19 protein-coding genes and 1 tRNA gene are annotated in these 20,849 nt (G+C 45.4%); 9 read left to right on the top strand and 11 right to left on the bottom strand.

The genetic code is table 11. The features are described from left to right. The first annotated feature begins 71 nt into the window (after positions 1 to 71). Together ACTTK7_RS00475 and ACTTK7_RS00470 are read left to right on the top strand one after the other, a co-directional pair. Positions 72 to 524 (top strand): MarR family winged helix-turn-helix transcriptional regulator, encoded by a 453-nt coding sequence (locus tag ACTTK7_RS00475; RefSeq protein ID WP_462864941.1) that lies wholly within the window; start codon positions 72 to 74, stop codon positions 522 to 524. Next, complete coding sequence (locus tag ACTTK7_RS00470) at positions 521 to 3,184, top strand: MMPL family transporter (RefSeq protein WP_462864939.1); 2,664 nt, start codon at positions 521 to 523, stop codon at positions 3,182 to 3,184. The genes ACTTK7_RS00475 and ACTTK7_RS00470 overlap by 4 nt, the downstream gene beginning before the upstream one ends. A gap of 39 nt (positions 3,185 to 3,223) precedes the next feature. On the opposite strand, the gene ACTTK7_RS00465 is transcribed toward ACTTK7_RS00470, so the two are convergent. The 4 genes from ACTTK7_RS00465 to ACTTK7_RS00450 all read right to left on the bottom strand — a co-directional run bounded on the left by ACTTK7_RS00465 (position 3,224) and on the right by ACTTK7_RS00450 (position 8,784). Then, the gene (locus ACTTK7_RS00465) at positions 3,224 to 3,643 is read right to left on the bottom strand and encodes a GNAT family N-acetyltransferase (RefSeq protein ID WP_462864938.1); all 420 of its coding nucleotides are present in this window, start codon (positions 3,641 to 3,643) and stop codon (positions 3,224 to 3,226) included. Positions 3,644 to 3,708: 65 nt separating this feature from the next. Then, positions 3,709 to 5,985: a 5-methyltetrahydropteroyltriglutamate--homocysteine S-methyltransferase gene (gene metE / locus ACTTK7_RS00460; RefSeq protein WP_462864936.1), complete on the bottom strand. Its 2,277-nt coding sequence runs from the start codon at positions 5,983 to 5,985 to the stop codon at positions 3,709 to 3,711. Positions 5,986 to 6,175: 190 nt separating this feature from the next. Beyond that, the gene (locus tag ACTTK7_RS00455) at positions 6,176 to 7,648 is read right to left on the bottom strand and encodes an MDR family MFS transporter (protein ID WP_462864935.1); all 1,473 of its coding nucleotides are present in this window, start codon (positions 7,646 to 7,648) and stop codon (positions 6,176 to 6,178) included. A gap of 260 nt (positions 7,649 to 7,908) precedes the next feature. Then, entirely contained in the window at positions 7,909 to 8,784 is an 876-nt protein-coding gene (locus ACTTK7_RS00450; RefSeq protein WP_462864933.1) for a TetR/AcrR family transcriptional regulator, read from the bottom strand. A 166-nt stretch (positions 8,785 to 8,950) separates the two neighbouring features. On the opposite strand from ACTTK7_RS00450, the gene ACTTK7_RS00445 reads away from it, so the two are divergent. Continuing rightward, positions 8,951 to 10,201: a YeeE/YedE family protein gene (locus tag ACTTK7_RS00445; RefSeq protein WP_462864932.1), complete on the top strand. Its 1,251-nt coding sequence runs from the start codon at positions 8,951 to 8,953 to the stop codon at positions 10,199 to 10,201. A gap of 51 nt (positions 10,202 to 10,252) precedes the next feature. On the opposite strand, the gene ACTTK7_RS00440 is transcribed toward ACTTK7_RS00445, so the two are convergent. The 3 genes from ACTTK7_RS00440 to ACTTK7_RS00430 all read right to left on the bottom strand — a co-directional run bounded on the left by ACTTK7_RS00440 (position 10,253) and on the right by ACTTK7_RS00430 (position 12,128). Continuing rightward, positions 10,253 to 10,813: a nitroreductase family protein gene (locus tag ACTTK7_RS00440; protein WP_462864930.1), complete on the bottom strand. Its 561-nt coding sequence runs from the start codon at positions 10,811 to 10,813 to the stop codon at positions 10,253 to 10,255. Positions 10,814 to 11,144: 331 nt separating this feature from the next. Then, positions 11,145 to 11,864 (bottom strand): NAD-dependent deacylase, encoded by a 720-nt coding sequence (locus ACTTK7_RS00435; protein ID WP_462864929.1) that lies wholly within the window; start codon positions 11,862 to 11,864, stop codon positions 11,145 to 11,147. 177 nt (positions 11,865 to 12,041) lie between these two features. Next, positions 12,042 to 12,128, bottom strand: a tRNA-Leu gene (locus ACTTK7_RS00430). A gap of 124 nt (positions 12,129 to 12,252) precedes the next feature. On the opposite strand from ACTTK7_RS00430, the gene ACTTK7_RS00425 reads away from it, so the two are divergent. Further along, the gene (locus tag ACTTK7_RS00425; protein WP_462864927.1) at positions 12,253 to 12,891 is read left to right on the top strand and encodes a hypothetical protein; all 639 of its coding nucleotides are present in this window, start codon (positions 12,253 to 12,255) and stop codon (positions 12,889 to 12,891) included. Positions 12,892 to 13,282: 391 nt separating this feature from the next. Here ACTTK7_RS00425 and ACTTK7_RS00420 read toward each other — a convergent pair whose 3' ends face one another. The 3 genes from ACTTK7_RS00420 to ytvA form a co-directional block, all read right to left on the bottom strand. Next, positions 13,283 to 13,483 (bottom strand): cold-shock protein, encoded by a 201-nt coding sequence (locus tag ACTTK7_RS00420; protein ID WP_027847408.1) that lies wholly within the window; start codon positions 13,481 to 13,483, stop codon positions 13,283 to 13,285. Between the two features lie 242 nt (positions 13,484 to 13,725). Beyond that, complete coding sequence (locus tag ACTTK7_RS00415; protein WP_027847408.1) at positions 13,726 to 13,926, bottom strand: cold-shock protein; 201 nt, start codon at positions 13,924 to 13,926, stop codon at positions 13,726 to 13,728. 185 nt (positions 13,927 to 14,111) lie between these two features. After that, positions 14,112 to 14,903, bottom strand: coding sequence for a YtvA family blue-light photoreceptor (gene ytvA, locus ACTTK7_RS00410; protein ID WP_462864925.1), 792 nt, complete (start codon positions 14,901 to 14,903; stop codon positions 14,112 to 14,114). A 247-nt stretch (positions 14,904 to 15,150) separates the two neighbouring features. On the opposite strand from ytvA, the gene ACTTK7_RS00405 reads away from it, so the two are divergent. Then, on the top strand, positions 15,151 to 15,570 hold the full coding sequence (locus ACTTK7_RS00405; protein WP_298788255.1) for an organic hydroperoxide resistance protein: 420 nt from the start codon (positions 15,151 to 15,153) through the stop codon (positions 15,568 to 15,570). 77 nt (positions 15,571 to 15,647) lie between these two features. Here the strand turns inward: ACTTK7_RS00405 and ACTTK7_RS00400 are convergent, their stop codons facing one another. Beyond that, positions 15,648 to 15,872: a hypothetical protein gene (locus ACTTK7_RS00400; protein ID WP_322526021.1), complete on the bottom strand. Its 225-nt coding sequence runs from the start codon at positions 15,870 to 15,872 to the stop codon at positions 15,648 to 15,650. Between the two features lie 246 nt (positions 15,873 to 16,118). On the opposite strand from ACTTK7_RS00400, the gene ACTTK7_RS00395 reads away from it, so the two are divergent. The 4 genes from ACTTK7_RS00395 (at position 16,119) to ACTTK7_RS00380 (ending at position 20,669) form a co-directional block, all read left to right on the top strand. Beyond that, positions 16,119 to 17,564 carry a DEAD/DEAH box helicase gene (locus ACTTK7_RS00395; RefSeq protein ID WP_462864924.1) on the top strand — a complete coding sequence of 482 codons (1,446 nt, stop codon included), beginning with the start codon at positions 16,119 to 16,121 and terminating at the stop codon, positions 17,562 to 17,564. A gap of 143 nt (positions 17,565 to 17,707) precedes the next feature. Continuing rightward, on the top strand, positions 17,708 to 19,597 hold the full coding sequence (locus ACTTK7_RS00390) for an ABC-F family ATP-binding cassette domain-containing protein (RefSeq protein WP_462864922.1): 1,890 nt from the start codon (positions 17,708 to 17,710) through the stop codon (positions 19,595 to 19,597). Positions 19,598 to 19,761: 164 nt separating this feature from the next. Continuing rightward, positions 19,762 to 20,115, top strand: coding sequence for a winged helix-turn-helix transcriptional regulator (locus tag ACTTK7_RS00385; protein ID WP_022794628.1), 354 nt, complete (start codon positions 19,762 to 19,764; stop codon positions 20,113 to 20,115). Continuing rightward, entirely contained in the window at positions 20,115 to 20,669 is a 555-nt protein-coding gene (locus ACTTK7_RS00380; RefSeq protein ID WP_462864920.1) for a 3-dehydroquinate synthase II domain-containing protein, read from the top strand. Before ACTTK7_RS00385 ends, ACTTK7_RS00380 begins: the two co-directional genes overlap by 1 nt. The last annotated feature ends 180 nt before the right edge of the window (positions 20,670 to 20,849 follow it).

Here is a 20,849-nt window from a genome sequence, read left to right as displayed (position 1 = left end):
GTTTAAACCTTTAATACTTGACGAGTGAAAGTTCAGGGGGTAAACTATTGTGTAGTTCAGGGGGTGTACTAATGAAGGATAAAAAAATGGAAGAAGCGGTGGAACTGTTTGCCGAAGTAATGATTCTCGGCAGAAACCGTATAACCAATGAAATACCTGATAATTTATTAAATCAAATTTCTCCGGAACAGGTGGAACTGCTTGATTTTTTAATGAAATACGGAGCGATGACATCGACAGAAATACAAAACAGAATGCTCGTCGGAAAGAGCGCTTTATCCAACCGTCTGAAAAAAATGGAAAACAACGGCTATGTGAAATTTGTACCCAGCAGTGAAGACCAGCGGGTGAAGTACGTAGAAATTACCGATGAAGGGAAAAAATCTCATGAGCGGCATACGCGTCTCGTAAATGAATATGTGTCCGATCTGCTTCAGGACATAAACGAAGACGAAGTAGAGCAGTTTATCCAGACTTTTCATAAAATACGGAGCATACTACAAAAAGGTGGACAGCAAAGATGAAAACAATACTACAGTTTCGCTGGTGGATAGCTTCATTAATACTTATTTTTACCGTAGTGCTTACGTTCGTTTCGCCTAGTCTATCTAATTTGGCAGCCGACAAAGAGACGCTGCAAATACCGGAGGAAGAAACGTCCTCCCAGGCTCAGGAAATACTCGATGACAACGGTGAGGGCGGTAACACCATCAGCGCGGTAATTCAAACAGAAGATCAGGTGGATGAAGAGGAACAGGACAATATTCAATCGCTGATTACTGGCATCGAAGACGAAAACATTGAAGGGATTTCCGGGATTACAAATCCATTTGAGAGCGAAGAAACAGAAGAACAGCTCGTTGCCTCTGAGGAAAATGTCGTCGTCATTCCGATCTCCATAGAAGGAGATAATGATACGGCGGTTAACGCCGCTGAAGAGATTCGGGACCTCAACGAAGCTTCGGACGTGGAAATGTATGTTACCGGGGAATCACTTTTAAACCAACAGGTAAATGAAGCGAGTCAGGAAGGGCTCGAGCGTACGGAAGTTATTACCGTAGTGTTAATTCTTGCGCTATTGTTTGTCGTTTTCCGTGCAGTTATTACTCCCTTTGTGCCGCTTGTGGCGGTCGGCCTTACGTATCTGATCAGCCAGTCGATTATCGCTTATTTAGTAGACTGGTTTAATTTTCCGGTGTCAAACTATACACAGATTTTCCTGGTCGCAGTGCTGTTTGGGATCGGTACAGATTACTGTATACTTCTTTTAAGCAGGTACCGCGAGGAGCTGGCTGCCGGGCTTGATTACAAAAAAGCGATCATACGGACGTACAAAACAGCCGGTAAAACGATGGTTTACAGTGCTCTTGCCGTGCTTGTCGGCTTTACGGCGATCGGCTTCGCCAACTTCTCCGTTTTTCAGTCCGGCGTCGGGGTGGCGGTCGGCATTGTCGTGTTAACGGGCATTCTTTGGACGATTCTGCCGTTCTTTATGCTCACATTGAAAAGGGCTTTGTTTTGGCCGTCGAAGCTTCATAACGGCCATGCCGACAGTAAAATATGGAAATGGCTGAGCCGTGTTTCGGTTTTCCGTCCGCTGCTTGCCATTCTCCTGGTCGCTGTCGTCACAGTACCGCTATTATTAACATTCGATAACTCGCGGTCTTACGATACGATCGATGAAATCGACCAGGACACGGAAGAAGTTACCGGCCTTAACCTAATTGAGGAAGGTCTCGGTTCCGGACAGGCACTTCCAATGCAGATTGTCATTGAATCAGATGAATCGGTGATGGAGCCGGATACACTTGCACATGTAGAGGACTTGAGCCGCTCTATTGATAGTTTGGATGAAGTAGAGGCAGTACGCAGCGCTACACGGCCTGCCGGGGACGTTATTGACGATTTTTATGTAAACAATCAGCTCGAAGATGTAAGCACGGGTATTAGTGACGCCCGTGACGGGATTGAAGAGACTGGGAACGGCCTGCAGGAGGTCGAAGATGGTCTGGGCTCCATCCAGGACCAGCTTGGAAGCAGTGACACGGAAAACTCCTCCCTGCAGGATGCGGCTGATGGGCTTGGCGAGGTAAATACAGCCCTCGAGCAGGTGAACACGCAGCTGGCAAATGCTTCCTCTCCGCAGGAAGCGGCAGCAGCTTCGGAACAGCTGACGGGAATCAGTCAGCAGATTACAGAGATTCAAAGCGGTCTCGAAGAAGGGCAGCAGGAGCTTGACCAGCAGACAGAAGAGCTGGCACAGCTAGCTGAGACGCTCGGAGAACTCGAAAATGGAGTGGCCGATTCCCGCGACGGGTTGACTGAAATCAGTGACGGCCTCGAAAATGCGGAAACCTTTACCGGAGACGTGTCTGAAGCAAACTATGTGGAAGGCACCGGCGTGTACCTTCCAGAGGATACCATCGAGAATGAAGACTTCCAGGACGGCGCATCCAATTACGTATTTGACAATGAAAATGGGATGACCATTGAAGTCGGATTGAATGCAGACCCCTATTCCAAAAAAGCAATCCAAAGTGCAGAAGAAGTTAAAGAGGTTGTAGAAATGAATACGCAGGGAACGCCGCTTGAAGACACGACGATCGAATACGGAGGCGTACCTAGCGTGAACAGCGATCTGCAGTCGGTCAGCTCCAGTGATTTTGACCGGACCGTATTAATCGTTCTTATCGGCATTTTTGCGATACTGATTATTCTGCTCCGTAATATTATCCAGCCGCTTTACATTATCGGCGGGCTTGTACTAGCTTATTTTACAGCAATGGCTGTGACAGAATTGATTTTTGTAAACGGGCTTGGATATCCGGGTATTGCCTGGCCGGTACCGTTCTTCGGGTTTGTTATGCTTGTAGCACTCGGGGTGGATTATTCCATCTTCCTGTTAAGCAGGTATAATGAAGAAGCAAAAGCCGGCGTGCGTACAGGCATGCAGACGGCGATGATTAAAATGGGTACGGTAATTATTACGGCAGCGATCATTTTGTCAGGAACGTTCGCAGCAATGCTTCCGTCGGGAGTGCTTACGCTTCTGGAAGTAGCTACGGTCGTCATTACCGGACTACTGCTGTTTGGCCTGATTGTACTGCCATTGTTAATACCGGCGCTGATCAGCTTCAATTCGGAAGAAAAGAATCCAAGGAAAAAACAAAAGCAGCAGCGATAAAAAGAAACTCTGCCTTTCACGGGGCAGAGTTTTTTTGTGTTATAAAGTGTGACGGAAAACGTAGCTCGACGCCTGATAATCGAGCCGCTCATAAAAACGATGAGCGTCAGTGCGCTGCAGGCCGGAGGCTAGAATCACTTCTGTGCATCCGTGTTTTTCTGCATGCTGGTGAACGGCACGGAGCAGGGTTTCGCCATGACCTTTGGATCGTGCACTCTCTGAAGTCACAAGTTCATGAACCCATGCGTGTTTACCCCATGCGAGGCTTTCCAAAAGCTCAAGTCCAGCTACGGAGACGACCGTCCCCTCTTCTTTTAAAGCAATTAGCTGGTAGGAGGGGTGACGGGAGAGGTAATCGTTGAAGGCTTCCCAGCTGAGAGAAGGGCGCAGGGATTTGATAACTTCATATGCTTTTTTGTAATCGGATCGTTTATTTAAAAATGCAGTAGTGACAGTCATAAGTGGGATATCCTTTCCGTACGAAAATAAGGCCCGGAAGGCCGGGCCTTATTGTATAGTGTTAATTATGCGTGCTGTTCTAAGTTTTTTCTGGCTTCTTCTGCGGCACGGACCATATTTTTAAGGGCCGCAATCGTTTCCGGTACGTCACGTGTTTTGAGTCCGCAGTCCGGGTTAACCCAGAAAAGGTTGCTCGGAAGCACGAGCAGGGCCCGGTCAATCATTTGAGTCATTTCTTGAACATCTGGTACACGCGGGCTGTGAATATCATAGACGCCAAGGCCGATGCCTTTGTCATAAACAGCTGTTTCAAACGTTTCAATAAGCTCCCCGTGGCTTCGGGACGTCTCAATCGAAATAACGTCGGCGTCGAGCGCCCGGATCGATTCAATCATATCCTGAAATTCACTGTAGCACATGTGCGTGTGGATCTGGGTAGTATCTTTAACAGAAGACGTGGAAAGGCGGAAGGCGTGGACAGTCCATTCCAGGTACTCATCCCATTCTGCTCTTTTTAGCGGCAGGCCTTCACGAATTGCGGGCTCGTCCACCTGGATCATTTCAATGCCTTCGTTTTCGAGCGCAAGCACTTCATCATTAAGAGCCCGGGCGATCTGAAAGGCTACTTCTTTTTTCGGAATGTCATTACGTTCAAAGCTCCAGTTCAAAATCGTTACTGGACCGGTAAGCATCCCTTTCATCGGTTTTTCGGTCAGCGTCTGTGCGTATTTGGTTTCCTTTACGGTCATTGGCTCCTTGAACTCCACATTTCCGTAAATAACCGGTGGTTTGACGCAGCGGGAACCGTAGGACTGCACCCAGCCGTTGGAAGTGAATGCAAATCCGCCCAGTTTTTCTCCGAAGAATTCCACCATATCGGTACGTTCAAACTCTCCGTGCACGAGAACGTCGAGTCCGATTTCTTCCTGGATATCGACCCATTCCTGCATTTTATTTTGAATGTACGTTTCGTATTCTTCTGAGGAAATTTCGCCTTTTCTCACCCGGCGGCGTTCCACGCGTACTTCACGCGTCTGCGGGAAGCTTCCGATTGTCGTGGTCGGAAGCTTTGGCAGCTGGAACTTTTCCTGCTGAAGCGGACTTCTTTCTTCGAACGATAGCGGGCGGGAGGAAGGAATGTCTGCTGCAGTGTTATCAACCGCCTCCTGGCGCCACGGAGCGTTTTTAACCCGGTCAAGCTGGGCAGTGTTTTGCTCGAGCTCCGCCTTCGTATCTTCCCCGTTTAATGTGCGTGTGATGAGGTCGATTTCTTCAAGCTTTTGGTCAGCAAAAGAAAGTGCATCAAGCAAAAGCGGATCAAGCTGCGTTTCGTGTTTGGTTGTAACCGGGGTATGCAGAAGGCTGCAGGACGGCTGAATTTCAATATTTTCACTGCCTGTTTCTGCCTGAATATCTTTGGCAAAAGCGACAGTGGCGCGTGCGTCTGCTTTCCAGATATTGCGTCCGTCAATAACGCCTGCGCCCAGTACTTTATTTGAAGGGAAGCCGTGATTTTGCACATTCGCCCAGTTGCCATCTCTGCCGTGAACAAAGTCAAGACCGAGACCTGCAATTGGAAGAGAGATAATGTCTTTATAATGAGAAACGCTGTCGAAATACGTTTGCACAAACAGATCCAGTTCAGGTACTTCGCGGTTGAATAATTCATATGCCTTTCGGATTAGCGGAATATCTGTTTCCGGAAAAGACTGAACGAAAGCTGGTTCATCAATTTGAACACTTTTTGCTCCTGCATCCTGCAGCTGCTGCAGCACTTTTTGATACAGGGGCAGAAGGTCGTTAAACAGCTGTTCAAACTGATGCTCTTCGTAGCCCTTGGAAAGCTTCAGGAAAGTGTACGGGCCGATTAGGTATGGGCGTCCTTCGATACCTAATTCAGATACTGCTTCCTGATAGGCTTTTAATGGATAGTTATCTACAAGGCGCGGCTTTGCGTTTTGAAGCTCCGGCACGATGTAGTGATAGTTGGTATTAAACCATTTCGTCATCTCACTTGCCGGCGATGCCTTCGTGCCCCGGGCTACTGCAAAATATGTAGATAGGGAAGAGTAGCCCGCAGAAGCGTCAAAGCGCTCTGGCACAAGCCCGAACATCACGGACGTATCGAGCACGTGATCGTACAAAGAGAAATCGCCGACAGGGATTGAGTCAACGCCACGATCCTTTTGTTTTTTTAAGAATTCCAATCGGAGTTCTCGGATTTGTTGTTGAAAAGAACCCTCTTCAAGCTTTCCTTTCCAGTATGATTCCAATGCTTTTTTCCATTCGCGTTTTTCACCCAGCCGTGGGTAGCCCAGGTTGCTGCTGGTCCATGTCGTCATTAAATTATTTACTCCCTTCCAGTAGTTCTCGAATGACCTCCTAATCTTTTCGTGAGAGGTATTCATGTAGCCAAACTATATCTTTTTCTGAGTTAAAGTTCAAGGTATTTCACAGAATATTTTCGCGTTTAGTGCAGTAAAAAACACCCTCAGGCATTGCTGAGAGTGTTTTTGCTTAAAATAGCAGTGATTATGCTTTGCTTTCCTTCGTACTGCCTTTACTTCCGCGCACCTCACGTTTTTCCATCGTATCCGGTCTTGTATTTGTGAGAAAGAAAGAAAGTACAAGACCGACAATGGCGGCAATTAAAGCTACAAAGAAAGCTACGTTAATACCATGAATCAGGGCGCCGGTCTGGCTCGAGACTTCGCCAGCCCTTGCCGCACCGGAAGCACTCTGGGACATGACGGTAATCAGTACGGCTGTACCAATTGAGCCCGCAACCTGGCGCAGCGTATTCGTCATCGCCGTGCCGTGGGCGATTAATGAGTTAGGAAGCTGATTGAGTCCCGCGGTTGTCATTGGCATCATAACCATGGCGACACCGAGCATACGGAGTGCGAACATAGCTGTTAAAAAGGCGATCGAGGAGCTTTCTGTTAAAAACATATAAGGAATGGTGCCCACCGTTAACAGAGAAAGCCCCGTAATTGCGAGTCCTCTTCCACCGACTTTGTCGAAAATGCGTCCAGTGACAGGGCTCATCAGTCCCATCAAAAGAGCGCCTGGCAAAAGCATCAGCCCGGAATCCAGCGCGGAGAAGCCACGAGCGTTTTGAACATAAAGAGGAATAAGAGTCTGAGAGCCGACCATAGAAACAAAACAGGCCATGGCAACAACGACGGTTAATGTGAAAATAGGATTTTTTAAGACCCGGAACTCGAGTATCGGTCTTTCCACATGAAGCTGTCTCCATATAAACAGGAACAGGGCAACAGCACCTACGGCAAGAGTAGTGAGCACTGTGGCACTTCCCCACCCGCTGTTACCGGCAGCACTAAATCCATACAGCAGGCCGCCGAACCCGGCAGTTGAGAGCATAATTGATAATAAATCGAGCTTTGGATGTTTAAGCTCCGTTACATTTTTCAACAAAAAGTAAGCCAGAATGATATCTACAATGGCGATAGGAAGAATAATGTAAAATAACGTATTCCAGGAGTACGAATCCACGACCCACCCGGACAGAGTAGGACCGAATGCCGGTGCGAAAGCAATGGCTAGTCCGGCAAGTCCCATAGCCTGCCCGCGCTGGGAGATAGGGAACATGGTCATAATGGATGTCTGCATTAAAGGAATCATAATTCCAGCGCCAACACCCTGAATAACCCGGCCGGCCATAAGCAGGCCAAAAGTTGGAGAAAGGGCAGCGAACAGTGTCCCGAGGGCAAAGGAACACATAGCAAACAAAAACAGTCCCCGGGTAGTGAATTTTTCAATAAGAAAGGCCGTGATTGGAATCATAATCCCGTTAACGAGCATAAAAACGGTCGTAACCCACTGGGCTGTGTTGGCACTCACGTTTAAATCAGCCATAATGCTAGGGATGGCCACAGCCAGAAGGGTCTGGTTTAAAATAGCGATAAACGCTCCGGTAAGAAATACCGCGATGATTAAATTTCTTGTTTTCGCAGGTATTTGTGTAGCTGCTTCTTCAGGCATGAGAAGCCCTCCTTCGGTGTAATGCTTTTCACAATCAGAAATTATTTATAAAACGAATTGGTTTTGAAAGTACTTATTAGTTTTCATCAGCATATAATAACGCCAGCTGCAGGAAAAATCAAGAAACTTGTTTTGAAGAAAAACAAACATCTGACTTTTTGCGCTGACGGTTTGAGGCTTGACTTAGGGCTTGGCTGTGCAATTTTAAGAGCCGGTATAGCAAGAAAACCGAAATAAATGAACGATACCGGATCCTGAAGTTACTGAATAATCTCCCGCAGGATATTAATATTAATTTGCAGATCCTCCTTTTTCTCGAGAAAACAAAACAAAGATTCCATAACAATCATTTCAGGCTCAGATTCGTAGAATTCCTGGTTTAAACGGTCGACCGCTTCCACCCACTGCTTTTTTTCATAGGAAGGAAAGCGGTAATGAATAAACGCCCGTACCTGTTGGACGGTCCGGTCCCAGAGATCCTTCTGATCGATCTCCCCATAATGCCCCTGAAGATTAAATGGCTCCATATCTTCGCTCGAAAATACTGAAGCAGAGGAGGTTTTGTGTTTGATAATACTTTCAATATTAGTGACCAATACTTCAGCGAGCCGCTCGAAATCAAAATTGTAACGGTCAACTTTCTCAGCGAAAGCGATCATTTCTCTGCTCATCCCCTGCATGCATATTGCAAGGTCCCAGACGAAAGGCTCTATATCTTCTCCAAATGTCTCGAGAAGTGTATCCTTGTGCCAGTTCACCATAATGAGCTGGCCTTGTTTTAAAAGAGCTTTAATATTATCAGACTGCTTGTTAATGGAAGCAGATTGATAAAGCATCCATACATATTCGCGGTGCTCAACGAGACCCTCGATTTCCCTCGACAGCTTGGCAATAAGCTGATCCCTTGGCTGCTTGGACTGTTCATTACAGGCGTAATTGGCACGGTGAATAATATGGTTCAAATTATCTCTTACAATTTGGGCGAGAATATCTTCCTTGGAATGAAAGATTTTATAAATTGAAGCTTTAGACATCCGGCATGCTTCAGCAATATCCTGTACTGAGGTGTGAAAGAACCCCTGACTGGAAAACAGCTGCATCGCGGTCTGCTGAATGTATATTTTCTTTTCATCCATTTCTCTCACCACCTTAAAACGGTCAAGTTTTTTGAGTACCATTAAGTTTCAACTTTTTAATAATAGTAGATTTTATTTAGAAAAGCAACATCTTTGACTATATTAAAAAAAATATTTAAGATAAAGAACGTAAAACTGACTAAAAAGATAGGAATGGGGGATTATCATGGCAGTAACAGTACAGCCCGTTTCCCAGCAGGAGACTGCCGAAAAAGCTTCCAAGAAACTGGGGGCCCCGCAGAATAAGCTGGTTACCGGCGGATTAATCGTATTTGCTATTTTAACGTTATATTTGGCATTAACCCAGTCAATCGTGCAGCCGCTCCTGCTCACGATTGGCCTGCTTCTGGGATATACACTTTTTCATGCCAGGTTTGGATTTACCTCGGCGTTTCGCCGCTTAATGTCTGTAGGTAACGGCCAGGCGCTCCGGGCCCACATGGTGATGCTTGCAGTGGCGGTCACCTTGTTTGCCCCGATTCTTGCTCTTGGTTCGACCTTTTTCGGGGGAGATGTGGCAGGGTACGTCAGCCCTGTAGGCGTGAGTGTAGTCGTCGGTTCGTTTATGTTCGGCATCGGGATGCAGCTCGGAGGAAGCTGCGCTTCCGGAACGCTGTATGCGGTAGGCGGCGGCCGGACGAACATGTTTATTACGCTTCTCTTTTTCATCGTCGGGTCTACCGTTGGGGCGTATCATCTTTCGTTCTGGACAGATGAAACACCATCCTTTGGCTCGATTTCGCTGGCGACCTCGACCGGTCTCGGATACACGGGAGCGTGGATTGTGTCCCTGCTCATTTTCGCTGCTGTCATTGCAGTGACCTTAATTATTGATAAAAAGAAAAATCCGCCGGCCATGGCTACACTGCCAACAGAAAGCGGATGGAAACGCATTTTCCGCGGTTCCTGGCCTATGATGATTGCGGCAGTGGTGCTTGCTGTATTAAACGCCTTAACCCTGCTCACACGCGGTCAGCCGTGGGGTATTACCTCGGCATTTGCACTTTGGGGCTCCAAAGCTGCCGAGGCTGTAGGTATCAATGCTTCGAGCTGGGATTATTGGAGCGGAGAAAGCGCGCAGGCGCTGCAGACGACAATTTTTGCTGATTCCACTACTGTACTGAATTTTGGCGTTATTTTAGGAGCGTTTATTGCTTCAGCCGCAGGTGGACTGTTTAAGTTTACGAAAGTGACGGTTGGCAACGCTTCTGCTTCCATTATCGGTGGCCTTTTGATGGGCTACGGAGCACGGCTCGCTTTTGGATGCAATATCGGTGCTTACTTTGGCGGCATTGCTTCCTTTAGTGTGCACGGGTATGTATGGGCAGTATTTGCCTTAGCCGGCACATTTCTGGCTTTGTTTCTACGGCCTTTATTTGGTCTTTCTGTACCAAAGCCAAAGGATACGTTCTGTTAATACGAAAAACCTCCCTGCGCCCAGGGAGGTTTTTTAATGGAAATGAGGGTTTTACTCAAAAATCTTAATCTTTTCTTCAATGGACGTTCTCGGTTTGGCCTTTGGTATTTTTTCAAAATAGCCGAGCTGCAGCATGCCGACAATAGTTTCATCCGGATCGATGCCGAGCGATTGCTTGAAGCGGTCTGAATAGATATAATCACCGGTTTTCCAAATCATACCGATATTTTGTTCCCAGCTTAACAGCTGAAAGTTTTGGATAAGGGTAGAGGCCGCGCCAAAATCTTCCTCCCATTTTTTCACTTTTTGCTCGGCCTGATTAACGACCAGCAGGGCTCCGGGAAGCTCAGAAATTTGCGCCCGTACTTTTTCAGGCTTTTTCGAACCTTCGTGCTCCTGATAATCGGCGAGAGCGTCTGCGAGTTTCTCCGTGCCGCTGCCAAGAAACAGCAGAAAGCGCCACGGTTCACGCACGCCATGATCGGGCGCCCATTTGGATATTTCGAGCAGTTCAAGGATGGTTTGTTTGTCTACTGGCTGGTCCGTAAATTTTTTAATGCTTCGGCGGGATTGAATTGTCTGGGCGAGTGGAGTGCTGGCTATATCAGTCATAAGAAATGCCTCCTATATTGAAAATGATTATCATTTACCAGTTTAACATATAGACAGCTTATTGGAAGATTTACAGACAGGGCTGTTGGGCTCGTGTAACTCCACCATGTATTCGAAATGTGGGGAGGCAGACGTTCGACATAATGGGAGACCAGCTTCAAAAGCAGGGGGCAGAGATAGTGGCTTTGCCGCTGAAAGTAGAGCTTGATCCGGAGGCAGAAGATGTCCGGGGCCCGGGAACTGGCGCATACATTAATGGAGCATTTAGAGGTGAAAACTAATACTGTTTCATAAAAAGGAGCTTCCAGCATTGACTGGAAGCTCCTCTTAGCTACAAATGCCTGTTTGTTTCGGTGAGCACGTTTTGAATAGAAGCTCCGGGAAATGTTAAATCTGCCCATGAATCGAGTTCTGTTTCTTCCTGATTTATAATAACAAGCCTGGCTCCGCTTTCCTTTGCTTCTATTGGAAACAGGGAAGCAGGGGCTACCTGCAGACTTGAGCCGAGAACGATAAATAAATCACAGGCTGCGGTCGCCTCCTGAGCCTGCTGGATAGTCTGCTCCGGAAGCATTTCACCAAATAGGACAATACCCGGTCTGAGTTTGCCTCCGCAATTTGGGCAATGGGAAGCTCCGTTTAAAAAATCCTCCTGGGATGCCTGCCGGCCACAAATATGACAATTAATTTCCCGCAGGCTGCCATGCAAAGCAGAAACGTGCTGCTGACCGGCGGCCTGATGAAAGCCGTCTACGTTTTGAGTGATTACGTGCTGGAGAAGGTTCTGTTGTTCCCATTGAGCTAAGATCTTATGTCCTTTATTTGGCGATGCATCCAGAAGGGACTGCAGTCGCCATTGATAAAACTTTGTGAATACTTCGTTTTGATGTTCGAGTGCTTCAACTGTGGCAAGTTGTTTTGGGTCGTAATTGTTCCAGAGGCCTGACGCAGACCGGAAATCAGGGAGTCCGCTATCCGTAGACATTCCGGCACCGGTCATTACAATACTGTAATTGGAGGCTTTAAGCCATTCTGCTAATTGTCTGCTCACCTTGATCCTCCTGACATATAGTTATTGATTAGTGCTGTAATTTTAATACCCGTCTTCGCCAACTGCTTACACTAATAACAAAAGATGCTCTCAAAAGAGCGACGTGCTAAAATAAAGGGAAAAAGAGCATAAAAAAACACCAGCCTGTAAAGCCTGGTGTGTTCGTTATATAAGAATTGGTGCGGATGAGAGGATTCGAACCTCCAAGAGCGTAAGCTCACACGGACCTGAACCGTGCGCGTCTGCCAGTTCCGCCACATCCGCAAGACAAATTCTATTATAACCAGTAACAGCGAATTGTGCAATAGAAAATTTGCTGTTTTTTTCATAGAATAGTACGATTAAATAAAGCTGAGAAGATAACGGGCAGGAAAGTGAGTCGTCGATAATGAGCGAAGAAAAAGATCAGGGGTTCGGACAGCGATTATACGAGGCGATTATGGTTATACTTGCCATTCTCTCTGTAGGGACGATCTGGTACGAGACAGAAGTATCCGGTTATATTATTTGGACAACCTGGGCGTTATTTACGCTTGATTATGCTTTCCGTTTTTTTCGTGCAGAAAAGAAATGGGAATTTGTAAAATCCCACCCTTTTTTATTAATAGCAATTATACCGGCAGATGCGATCTTTCAATTCGCACGCCTGGCACGAATTATTCACCTTTTCCGCCTCAAGACGATCACCAAATTCTACACGATGCCGCTTATTCGTTATTTAAGCCGTCAGCACCAATATTATGTTTGGGGCGGTATTTTAATATTGTACATTTGTTTTGTACTTTGGGTTTGGGGTATTGAACCGCCGGCAGACTCGCTTTGGACTTCTGCTTTGAGCGTGCTTATGGCGCTTGTTATGTTTGGGCGCTCTAACATTGAGCCGGTTACAGCGGTCGGTCAGGGAACAATGGTAGTGCTGAGTTTGTTTGGGGTCATTTTATATGGCTTAATTTTAACCTATGTGTTTGAATATATTTCTGTAAGGTATTGGAAGAATAAAGTGAAAAAATGGTTTCCTTTTAATTAAAACCAGCTCTAAAAACGATAAAGATTCATTGAACTGCAGTAAGGCAGGAGATATGTTAGAAAATAACATAAAATTGTTGCAAACGTGTGACAGGAGAGTATGATAGATATATATCAAAGGAGGGGTAATCATGTGGGCTTTGCATCTGGTTCAGAACATGCGCTTTGTCATAATGGGGCTCTTATCCCTTTCGGCACTCAGCATTTTTGCTTTTCAATCGGTAGAGATTGTACATGCATTTCTTGAAACGTTTAGACGCCGCTAATACTAAAAAGAGCACCATGCAGCAGGAATACCCGGAAGCCGGGTATTCCTTTTTGTGTGTCCGCATGTTGAAATCAACAAGAAAAAACCTCTCTCCAAAAAGGAGAGAGGTTCATATATGGCTTAATTAGTTTTTAGTGACGTTTGCAGCTTGTGGGCCACGGTCGCCTTCTACTATTTCGAATTCTACCGTTTGTCCTTCTTCTAAGGTTTTAAAGCCTTCTTCCTGGATAGCGGAGAAGTGAACGAAAACATCGTCTGCACCTTCGCGTTCGATGAAGCCAAAACCTTTTTCTGCGTTAAACCACTTAACTGTACCTTGTTCCATAAAAATAATCCTCCTGCGTGCCCTGTGGCACAAATAATACTTATCTTGCAAACCGCATAGTTCCAAGTTCAGAAGCTAAAACCCTAACCTTGTTCAAACTAACGGATCAAAATAGTAATCTCATTGTATCATGTCACTCAAATTATAGCAACAGACTTTAATATTTAAATATTAAAGAATGGGTAATTCTTTTGAAAAGAAAAAGCCATTCTCCCGAAAGAGAGCGGCTTTGTATGGTTTAATTAGTTTTTAGTGACGTTTGCAGCCTGTGGGCCGCGGTCGCCTTCTACTATTTCGAATTCTACCGTTTGTCCTTCTTCTAAGGTTTTAAAGCCTTCTTCCTGGATAGCGGAGAAGTGAACGAAAACATCGTCTGCACCTTCGCGTTCGATGAAGCCAAAACCTTTTTCTGCGTTAAACCACTTAACTGTACCTTGTTCCATAAAAATAATCCTCCTGCGTGCCTCATGGCACAAATGTTACTTATCTTGCAAACCGCATAATACCAAGTTCGGAAGCTAAAACCCTAACCTTGTTCTGACTAACGGATCAAAATAGTAAGTTAATCATATCATGTGCTCCAAACAATAGCAATACATTTTGCGAATCAATTTTAATGACATCAATATCAGCTGTTCCGCTGTTTGAAACGAATAGCATCTTTTACTGTGCCGAAGGTCTGGAAAGTGGAGAAATCGAAGTCCATATCCTTGGATCGTACCGCAAGACTTGGTGAAATGCCGGTGACAATCAATTCAGTGCCAAGCAATTTTAGGAGATCATTTAAAGTGAAGATTCCTTTCATAATATCATCATTTAATGTAGAAAGACCGGAAAGGTCGACGATGAGTGTTTCTACTTTGGAGTTATGAATAACGTCAGTAATATTTGTGAAAATAATCTTCAGCCGCTGCTCGTCGACGTTGCCGATTAGTGGCATGGCGTAAACGCTGTTAATGATTGGAACGATGGGGGTGGACAGAAGATTAATTTCATTGAAATACTCTGAAGCATCTTTTTCTGCATTCTTTTGTTTCGTAATATCTTTTTGCACTCCGATAAAATAATTTTTATCTTCTTCCGGTTCATATACAGGATCGATGTGGAGTTCGTTCCAAAATTTAGTGCCATCTTTCCGGTAGTTAATAATTTCGACGGAAAGAGGTTCGTATGTTTTTAGTGCTTCTCTCATACGCTCAATAGTATGAATGTCGCTTTCCGGCCCCTGAAGAAAACGACAGTTGCTTCCAAGAATTTCTCCGGCGGAATAACCGGTTAAATTGCAAAAACCACTGTTCGTATAGATGATAGGGTTATCTTCTATATCCGGATCAGTAATGATAACTCCGACACGGGTATGATCAACTGCTGTGAGCAGTAAAGAATTAGTAGGGGTTTTTAATGGGAAGTCCTGATTCATAATTTCGCCGACTCCTTTATTGTGGATTTGTTATTCAAAATGAAAAGCCTCTGACAGTTAATTTTAATCTTCAATGATTCTATAACAGCTTCCCGCTGCGGGCAACTGCCGTATTTACTATTTCTTCAGCTTATGTGAAAGGCGTCCGAAGAAATTACTTTGGAACGCTGGATGTTTAAAAAATGGAGTAAAAGTGTATAGTTACTATTGGAAACAATCGTTATTAAGTTGAATGGAGGAGTTATGTATGGCAGAAACAATATTTACTTCGAAAGCTACTGTAGAAGGTGGCCGTGAAGGACATGTCCGTTCTGAAGATGGAATGATTGATGTGAATCTGGAACAGCCGGGTTCAGGTTCTTCCAAATCAGGGTCCAATCCGGAACAGCTCTTTGCATCAGGTTATGCAGCCTGCTTCGATGGCATGCTGAACCTTCAGGCAAGTAAGAAAAATAAAGACGTTTCTTCTAAGACAACTGCAGCTGTAAGTCTGCAGAAAGACGAATCCGATGGAATGTTCCAGTTGGCTGCTGAACTTACAGTAGAAATCAGCGGTGTATCAAAAGAGGAAGCAGACGAATTAGTGGACCTTGCCCACCAATACTGCCCTTATTCCAAAGCTACACGAAACAACATTGAAGTGAAAGTTCAATCTGAAGTGAAATAAAGACGTAAAGAGGGCCCGCAAAAAAGCGGGCCCTCTTTATATGTATACCGCTGCTTTCAGGGAAAGCAGGGCAGAGGTTAACGTGAAAGGTTTTCTTTAAAATCATTCATTGGAGAACGGAGGGTGATGATACACTCTTTATGGTAATACTCTTTAACACCCTGGAGGAGCTCCTGTTCAGAATCGCAATAATAAATCTGCCCACGGCCTAAATCCATTTGTTCGATATCCTTGAGTGTTCCCACCGTGACTTGCCTTCCGGAACGGTCAACAAAATATGCAAATTTGTTCCCCACAGCCATTTGCCCGTCCTCCTTACATATTTATATGCGTAATTAAATGAAAATTTTGTAATTTAATTATATCGTCATTTGCATAAACTGTTCAATGTAGTTTATGTTACGTTTTCATTACAATTAAATAATCAGTATGAATTCGTAGTTAATTTCTATGGAATATGAAAATTAGATAGATTTTTTTTCATGAATATGGTAATGTTAATTAGTTCATACGAAATGATCGAATAAGCATAAAAGGGGAATATATACTTGACTTTATTTTCAGAACTAAGATTGGAATCGCCTATTCTTCAAGCTATTGAAGAGATGGGATTTGAAGAAGCAACACCCATACAATCGGAAGTTATTCCAAAAGCGAAGAACGGAACAGATATTATTGGCCAGGCACAAACTGGTACAGGAAAAACTGCGGCTTTCGGCATACCGCTTCTTGAAGCAGCTGATAAAACAGCTAACGCTCCACAGGGCATTGTGCTTGCACCTACAAGAGAGCTTGCTGTGCAGGTATCCGAAGAATTAAACCGCCTCGGGAAGCATAAACGTGTTACAGCAGTAGCCGTTTACGGTGGACAGGATATTCAGCGCCAAATCAAAGCGCTGAAAAGAAAGCCGCAAATTATTGTAGCAACACCGGGCCGTTTAATGGATCACGTGCGGAGAAAAACGATTGACCTCGGAAAAATGAATACAGTTGTGCTTGATGAAGCTGACGAAATGCTCAGTATGGGATTTGTAGATGACATTGAAGAAATCTTAAAGGATATCCCAGAGCCTAGACAGATGCTTTTATTCTCGGCTACAATGCCTCCAAAGCTGAAGCGCGTAGCAGATAAATTCATGACTAATCCTGAACAGGTTCAAGTGAAAAACAAAAGCATGACAGTGGCGAAAATCGATCAGTATTATATTGAAGTGAACGAACAGGAAAAGTTCGAGACTCTTTGTAATATGCTCGATTATACCCCGCCGGAGCTTGCGATTGTCTTTGGACGTACGAAGCGCCGCGTGGATGAACTCGCTGAAGCTTTATCAAGACGCGGTTATGCAGCAGAAGGCATTCATGGTGACATGAAGCAGGCTCAAAGAGACAAAGTGCTCCAGAAGTTCAAAAAAGGCACGATTGAGCTGTTGATCGCAACAGACGTAGCTGCCCGCGGCATTGACGTAAGCGGCGTTACTCACGTCTACAACTTTGATCTTCCACAGGACCCGGAAAGCTATGTGCACCGGATCGGACGTACAGGAAGGGCAGGAAACGAAGGCGTAGCCTACAGCTTCGTACCGTCGAGAGAAATGACGCACCTGCGCCTTATCGAAAAGACCGTGCAGGCTAAGCTGAAAAAGGCTCCTAAGCCGACGAGAAATGATGCAGTTGAAGGGCGTACCCAACAGGCTGTACAAAAGCTGGTCGGATCAATGCAAGACGATGATAACGAGTACTGGGAGCGTACAGCAGAAGAGCTGCTTAACGAATACGAGGCAAAAGAAATCGTAGCAGCGGCGCTGAAAATGAACTCACGCGAGCTGAAAGAAGAGCCGGTAAAGCTTACTTCGGAAGCACCGCTTCGCAACAAGGGCTCCAAAGGCCAGGGCAAGCCTTCTTCGAAATATAAGCAAAAGCGCCCGCAGGGCCACGGCTCCAATAAAAACAGCCGTCCGCCAAGAAACAAAAAGAAAAAAATGGATCTTTCCTAAATCTAATTTTTCGCATAAGAGCACTTTCCCAGCCTGATGGGAAGTGCTTTTTTGTTTGCTGGGACTTTAAACAGCCCTGTGTTTTTCAGAAGCACGAGCAAGTATGCTAAGATAGGAAAGGACGAGAAAGGAACGGTGAGAACATGAGTCTGCTTGTAGCAGAAAATCTATACCAGACAACCGGCACCAAGGTGCTGTTTGACCATATTTCATTTACGATCGAGCCCGGAGACCGTATCGGGCTGATAGGCGTTAATGGTACAGGGAAATCTTCGCTTCTCCGCGTGATTTCTGAAATTGATGCTTCGGAAAAAGGAAAGCTTCAGCACTCCAAGCAGCTGAGAATTGAATACCTTCCACAGGACCCCGAGCTGCCGGAGGAAGAAAATCTGATTGATTATTTGTATGAAGGCTCTTCCGATATCATGAAAGCAGTGAAAGATTACGAAAAAGCTCAGGCCCGTCTGGAGCAGGAGCCCGAAAGTGAAGCTGCACAGGAACAGTGGATGAAGGCCCAGCAGAAGATGGACCAGCTCGGGGCATGGGAAGCAGGGACTGTCGCCCAGCAGGTCTTAAACAGACTGGGGCTGACGGTCTATAACCAACAAATTAATGAACTTTCCGGCGGCCAGCGTAAAAGAGCTTCCATTGCCCGGGCGCTCATTCAGGACTGTGACATTCTTATTCTTGACGAGCCGACAAACCATCTCGACGACGAGTCCATTAACTGGCTTGAAAAATATTTGTCCAATTATAACGGAGCTTTAATATTAGTCACACACGACCGTTATTTCTTAAACAGAGTAACGAATAAAATCTTTGAATTGGAGCGCGGCCGTCTGTATGAATATGACGGCAACTATGAACTGTTTCTGGAAAAGCGGGCCGAGCGCGAAGCAAATGAAGCGCACGCCGAAGCAAAACGGCAGAACACATTAAAGCGGGAGCTAGCCTGGCTCCAGAAGCAGCCGAAAGCTCGCGGCACAAAACAAAAAGCCCGGAAAGAGCGCGCGGAGTCTTTGAAACAGCAGGAGGGCCCGCTGAAGAAAGAAGAGCTTCAGGTTCCGGTAGGGTCTACAAGACTTGGAAAGAAAGTAATAGAGGCGGAGGATTTGGAAAAGTCCTACGGAGAAAAGAATATGTTTTCCCAGTTTAACTATATGTTTACCCCTGGAGAAAAAATAGGGATCGTCGGTCCAAACGGAACTGGAAAAACGACGCTTTTAAACATTCTTGCCAACCGGATCGACCCTGATGCCGGGGATGTAGTGTACGGTCCGACCGTAAAGCTTGGCTACTATTCGCAGCAGCAGGAAGAATTGGATGAATCCAAACGTGTGCTCGAATATATTCGCGATATTGCCGAAGTTATTTATACTGTTAACGGTGAAAGTATTTCGGCTGAGCAGATGCTGGAACGCTTTCTATTCGAACGGGAAGACCAGTGGACGTATATTTCACGGCTGTCCGGCGGAGAAAAAAAGAGGGTCTACCTGCTCAGTATTTTAATGACCGAGCCGAACGTATTGTTTATGGACGAGCCGACGAACGATCTGGATGTGCAGACGCTCAGCGTACTTGAAGAATACCTGCAGCAGTTCCCGGGCGTAGTCGTCACCGTTTCCCACGACCGCTATTTTCTTGACCGGGTAGCTGAAAAGCTGTTTGTATTTAATGAATCATCCCAGGTTACCTTATTCGAGGGAAATTACTCAGAATTTATGAGTTCAGAAAAGGATGCTTCTCGTCCGGCGCTAAGTAAAGAGAAGAAGCCGGAGGCATCAGCTTTCAGGAGCGCAGCTGGGGAGAAGAAAAAAATGTCCTATAAAGAAAAGCAGGAATGGGACCAGATTGAAGAGCGTATTGCTCGTCTTGAAGAGGAACTGGCGGAAGCAGAGCAGCAGATGGAGCAGAGCGGCAGCGACCTCGCGGCCATCGAAAAGTGGTCTAACATCCAGAAGGAAACTAATGAAAAGCTGGACCAGGCAATGACACGCTGGGCCGAGCTTTCAGAAATAGCAGAAGAACAGTAAAAACCGGCAGTCTCTTAAAAGAGGCTGCTGCTTTTTTTGAAGAAACAGGCTCTAAACGTTTATTCACTTGACTTTAAGGTTATAATACCTACATATAATATATTTGCACATACTTATATTCGAATATATAGTAGTGTCTTTTTTTAGATTAAAGGAGTGAAAGAATGACCATAGAAGAAAGAGAAAATATTAAAATTACGCTCGATAAAGTATGCGGAAAATGGAAAGCAGTCATTCTTATGGAACTGGTCGGAAAAACGCTTCGTTTCAGTGAGATTAAACAGCAGCTGCAGCAGATTAATCATCAGACATTAATCAAGCAGCTCAAGGAGCTTGAGCATGACGGCTTAGTATTGCGGCACGCTTACGCGGTAGTCCCACCAAAAGTGGAATATTCCCTGACAAGCTACGGGGAGTCGCTCGAATCCCTCCTTCGGGAACTTGAAAAATGGGGGAGAGAACACAAAATGAAAATGGAGGAAGAAGGCAAAAGCTCCTCCGGAAGCAGTGGGTGCTGATGAGTATGATGGAAAATGATGTATGGAAGCTTGGTATTGTGGAAGCAATAGAGCCGATGGGAGAAGGATCACGTGTGTGTATAGACGCAGCAGATATTTTATCTCCAGCTGAAGGTCTGCTTGTCGGAGACACAGGGCACGGATACGTTTATACGCTTTCGGAAAACCGTACAACCAGTACGTATCCAGCCCGCGTGTTTCGTATCAATGCGGGCGCTGTGCACCAGTATATTTTTGAAGAAGAGAAGACAAGGTATCTCGCAGAAATAGAGCATGATGAGCCGGTGACTGTGTACGAAGGAACATCTTCACGTCAGGTGCCGGTAGGCAGGGTGAAAATTGAAAAACGCGAACTCGTGAGAGTGAAGGTCCGCGCTGGGGAGGTAAATTTGTCAGCTACTCTGCAGTGGGCAGACAGCGTTTATTTAATGACGGATCAATACGAGCCGATGGCCTTGAAGGACTGCCGGCCCGGAGACCGGATCTACTGCAGAATCGATGAGCCGGGACGTCATCTCGGGCAGGCCATTCAAGAAGAAATAGAGGAGCGGTAAAGAAAAGCATGCTTTGTTTAAAAGCGTGCTTTTTTATGAAAAAATATAGTTTTATAAACTGCTTTGATTGAAACGATAGGGTTTAGTATAGTATCTTTTTATTTCAAGTGATTAAAAAGTGAAAGGAATATAAATTACATATAAGATTAAACCCAAAGATAAAAAATGGGAGTGGAAAGA

The sequence above is a fragment of the Marinococcus tarijensis genome, from assembly GCF_054971385.1.
The sequence above is the reverse complement of the archived record's forward strand: the minus strand, read 5'-3'. Positions and strand labels throughout refer to the sequence as shown.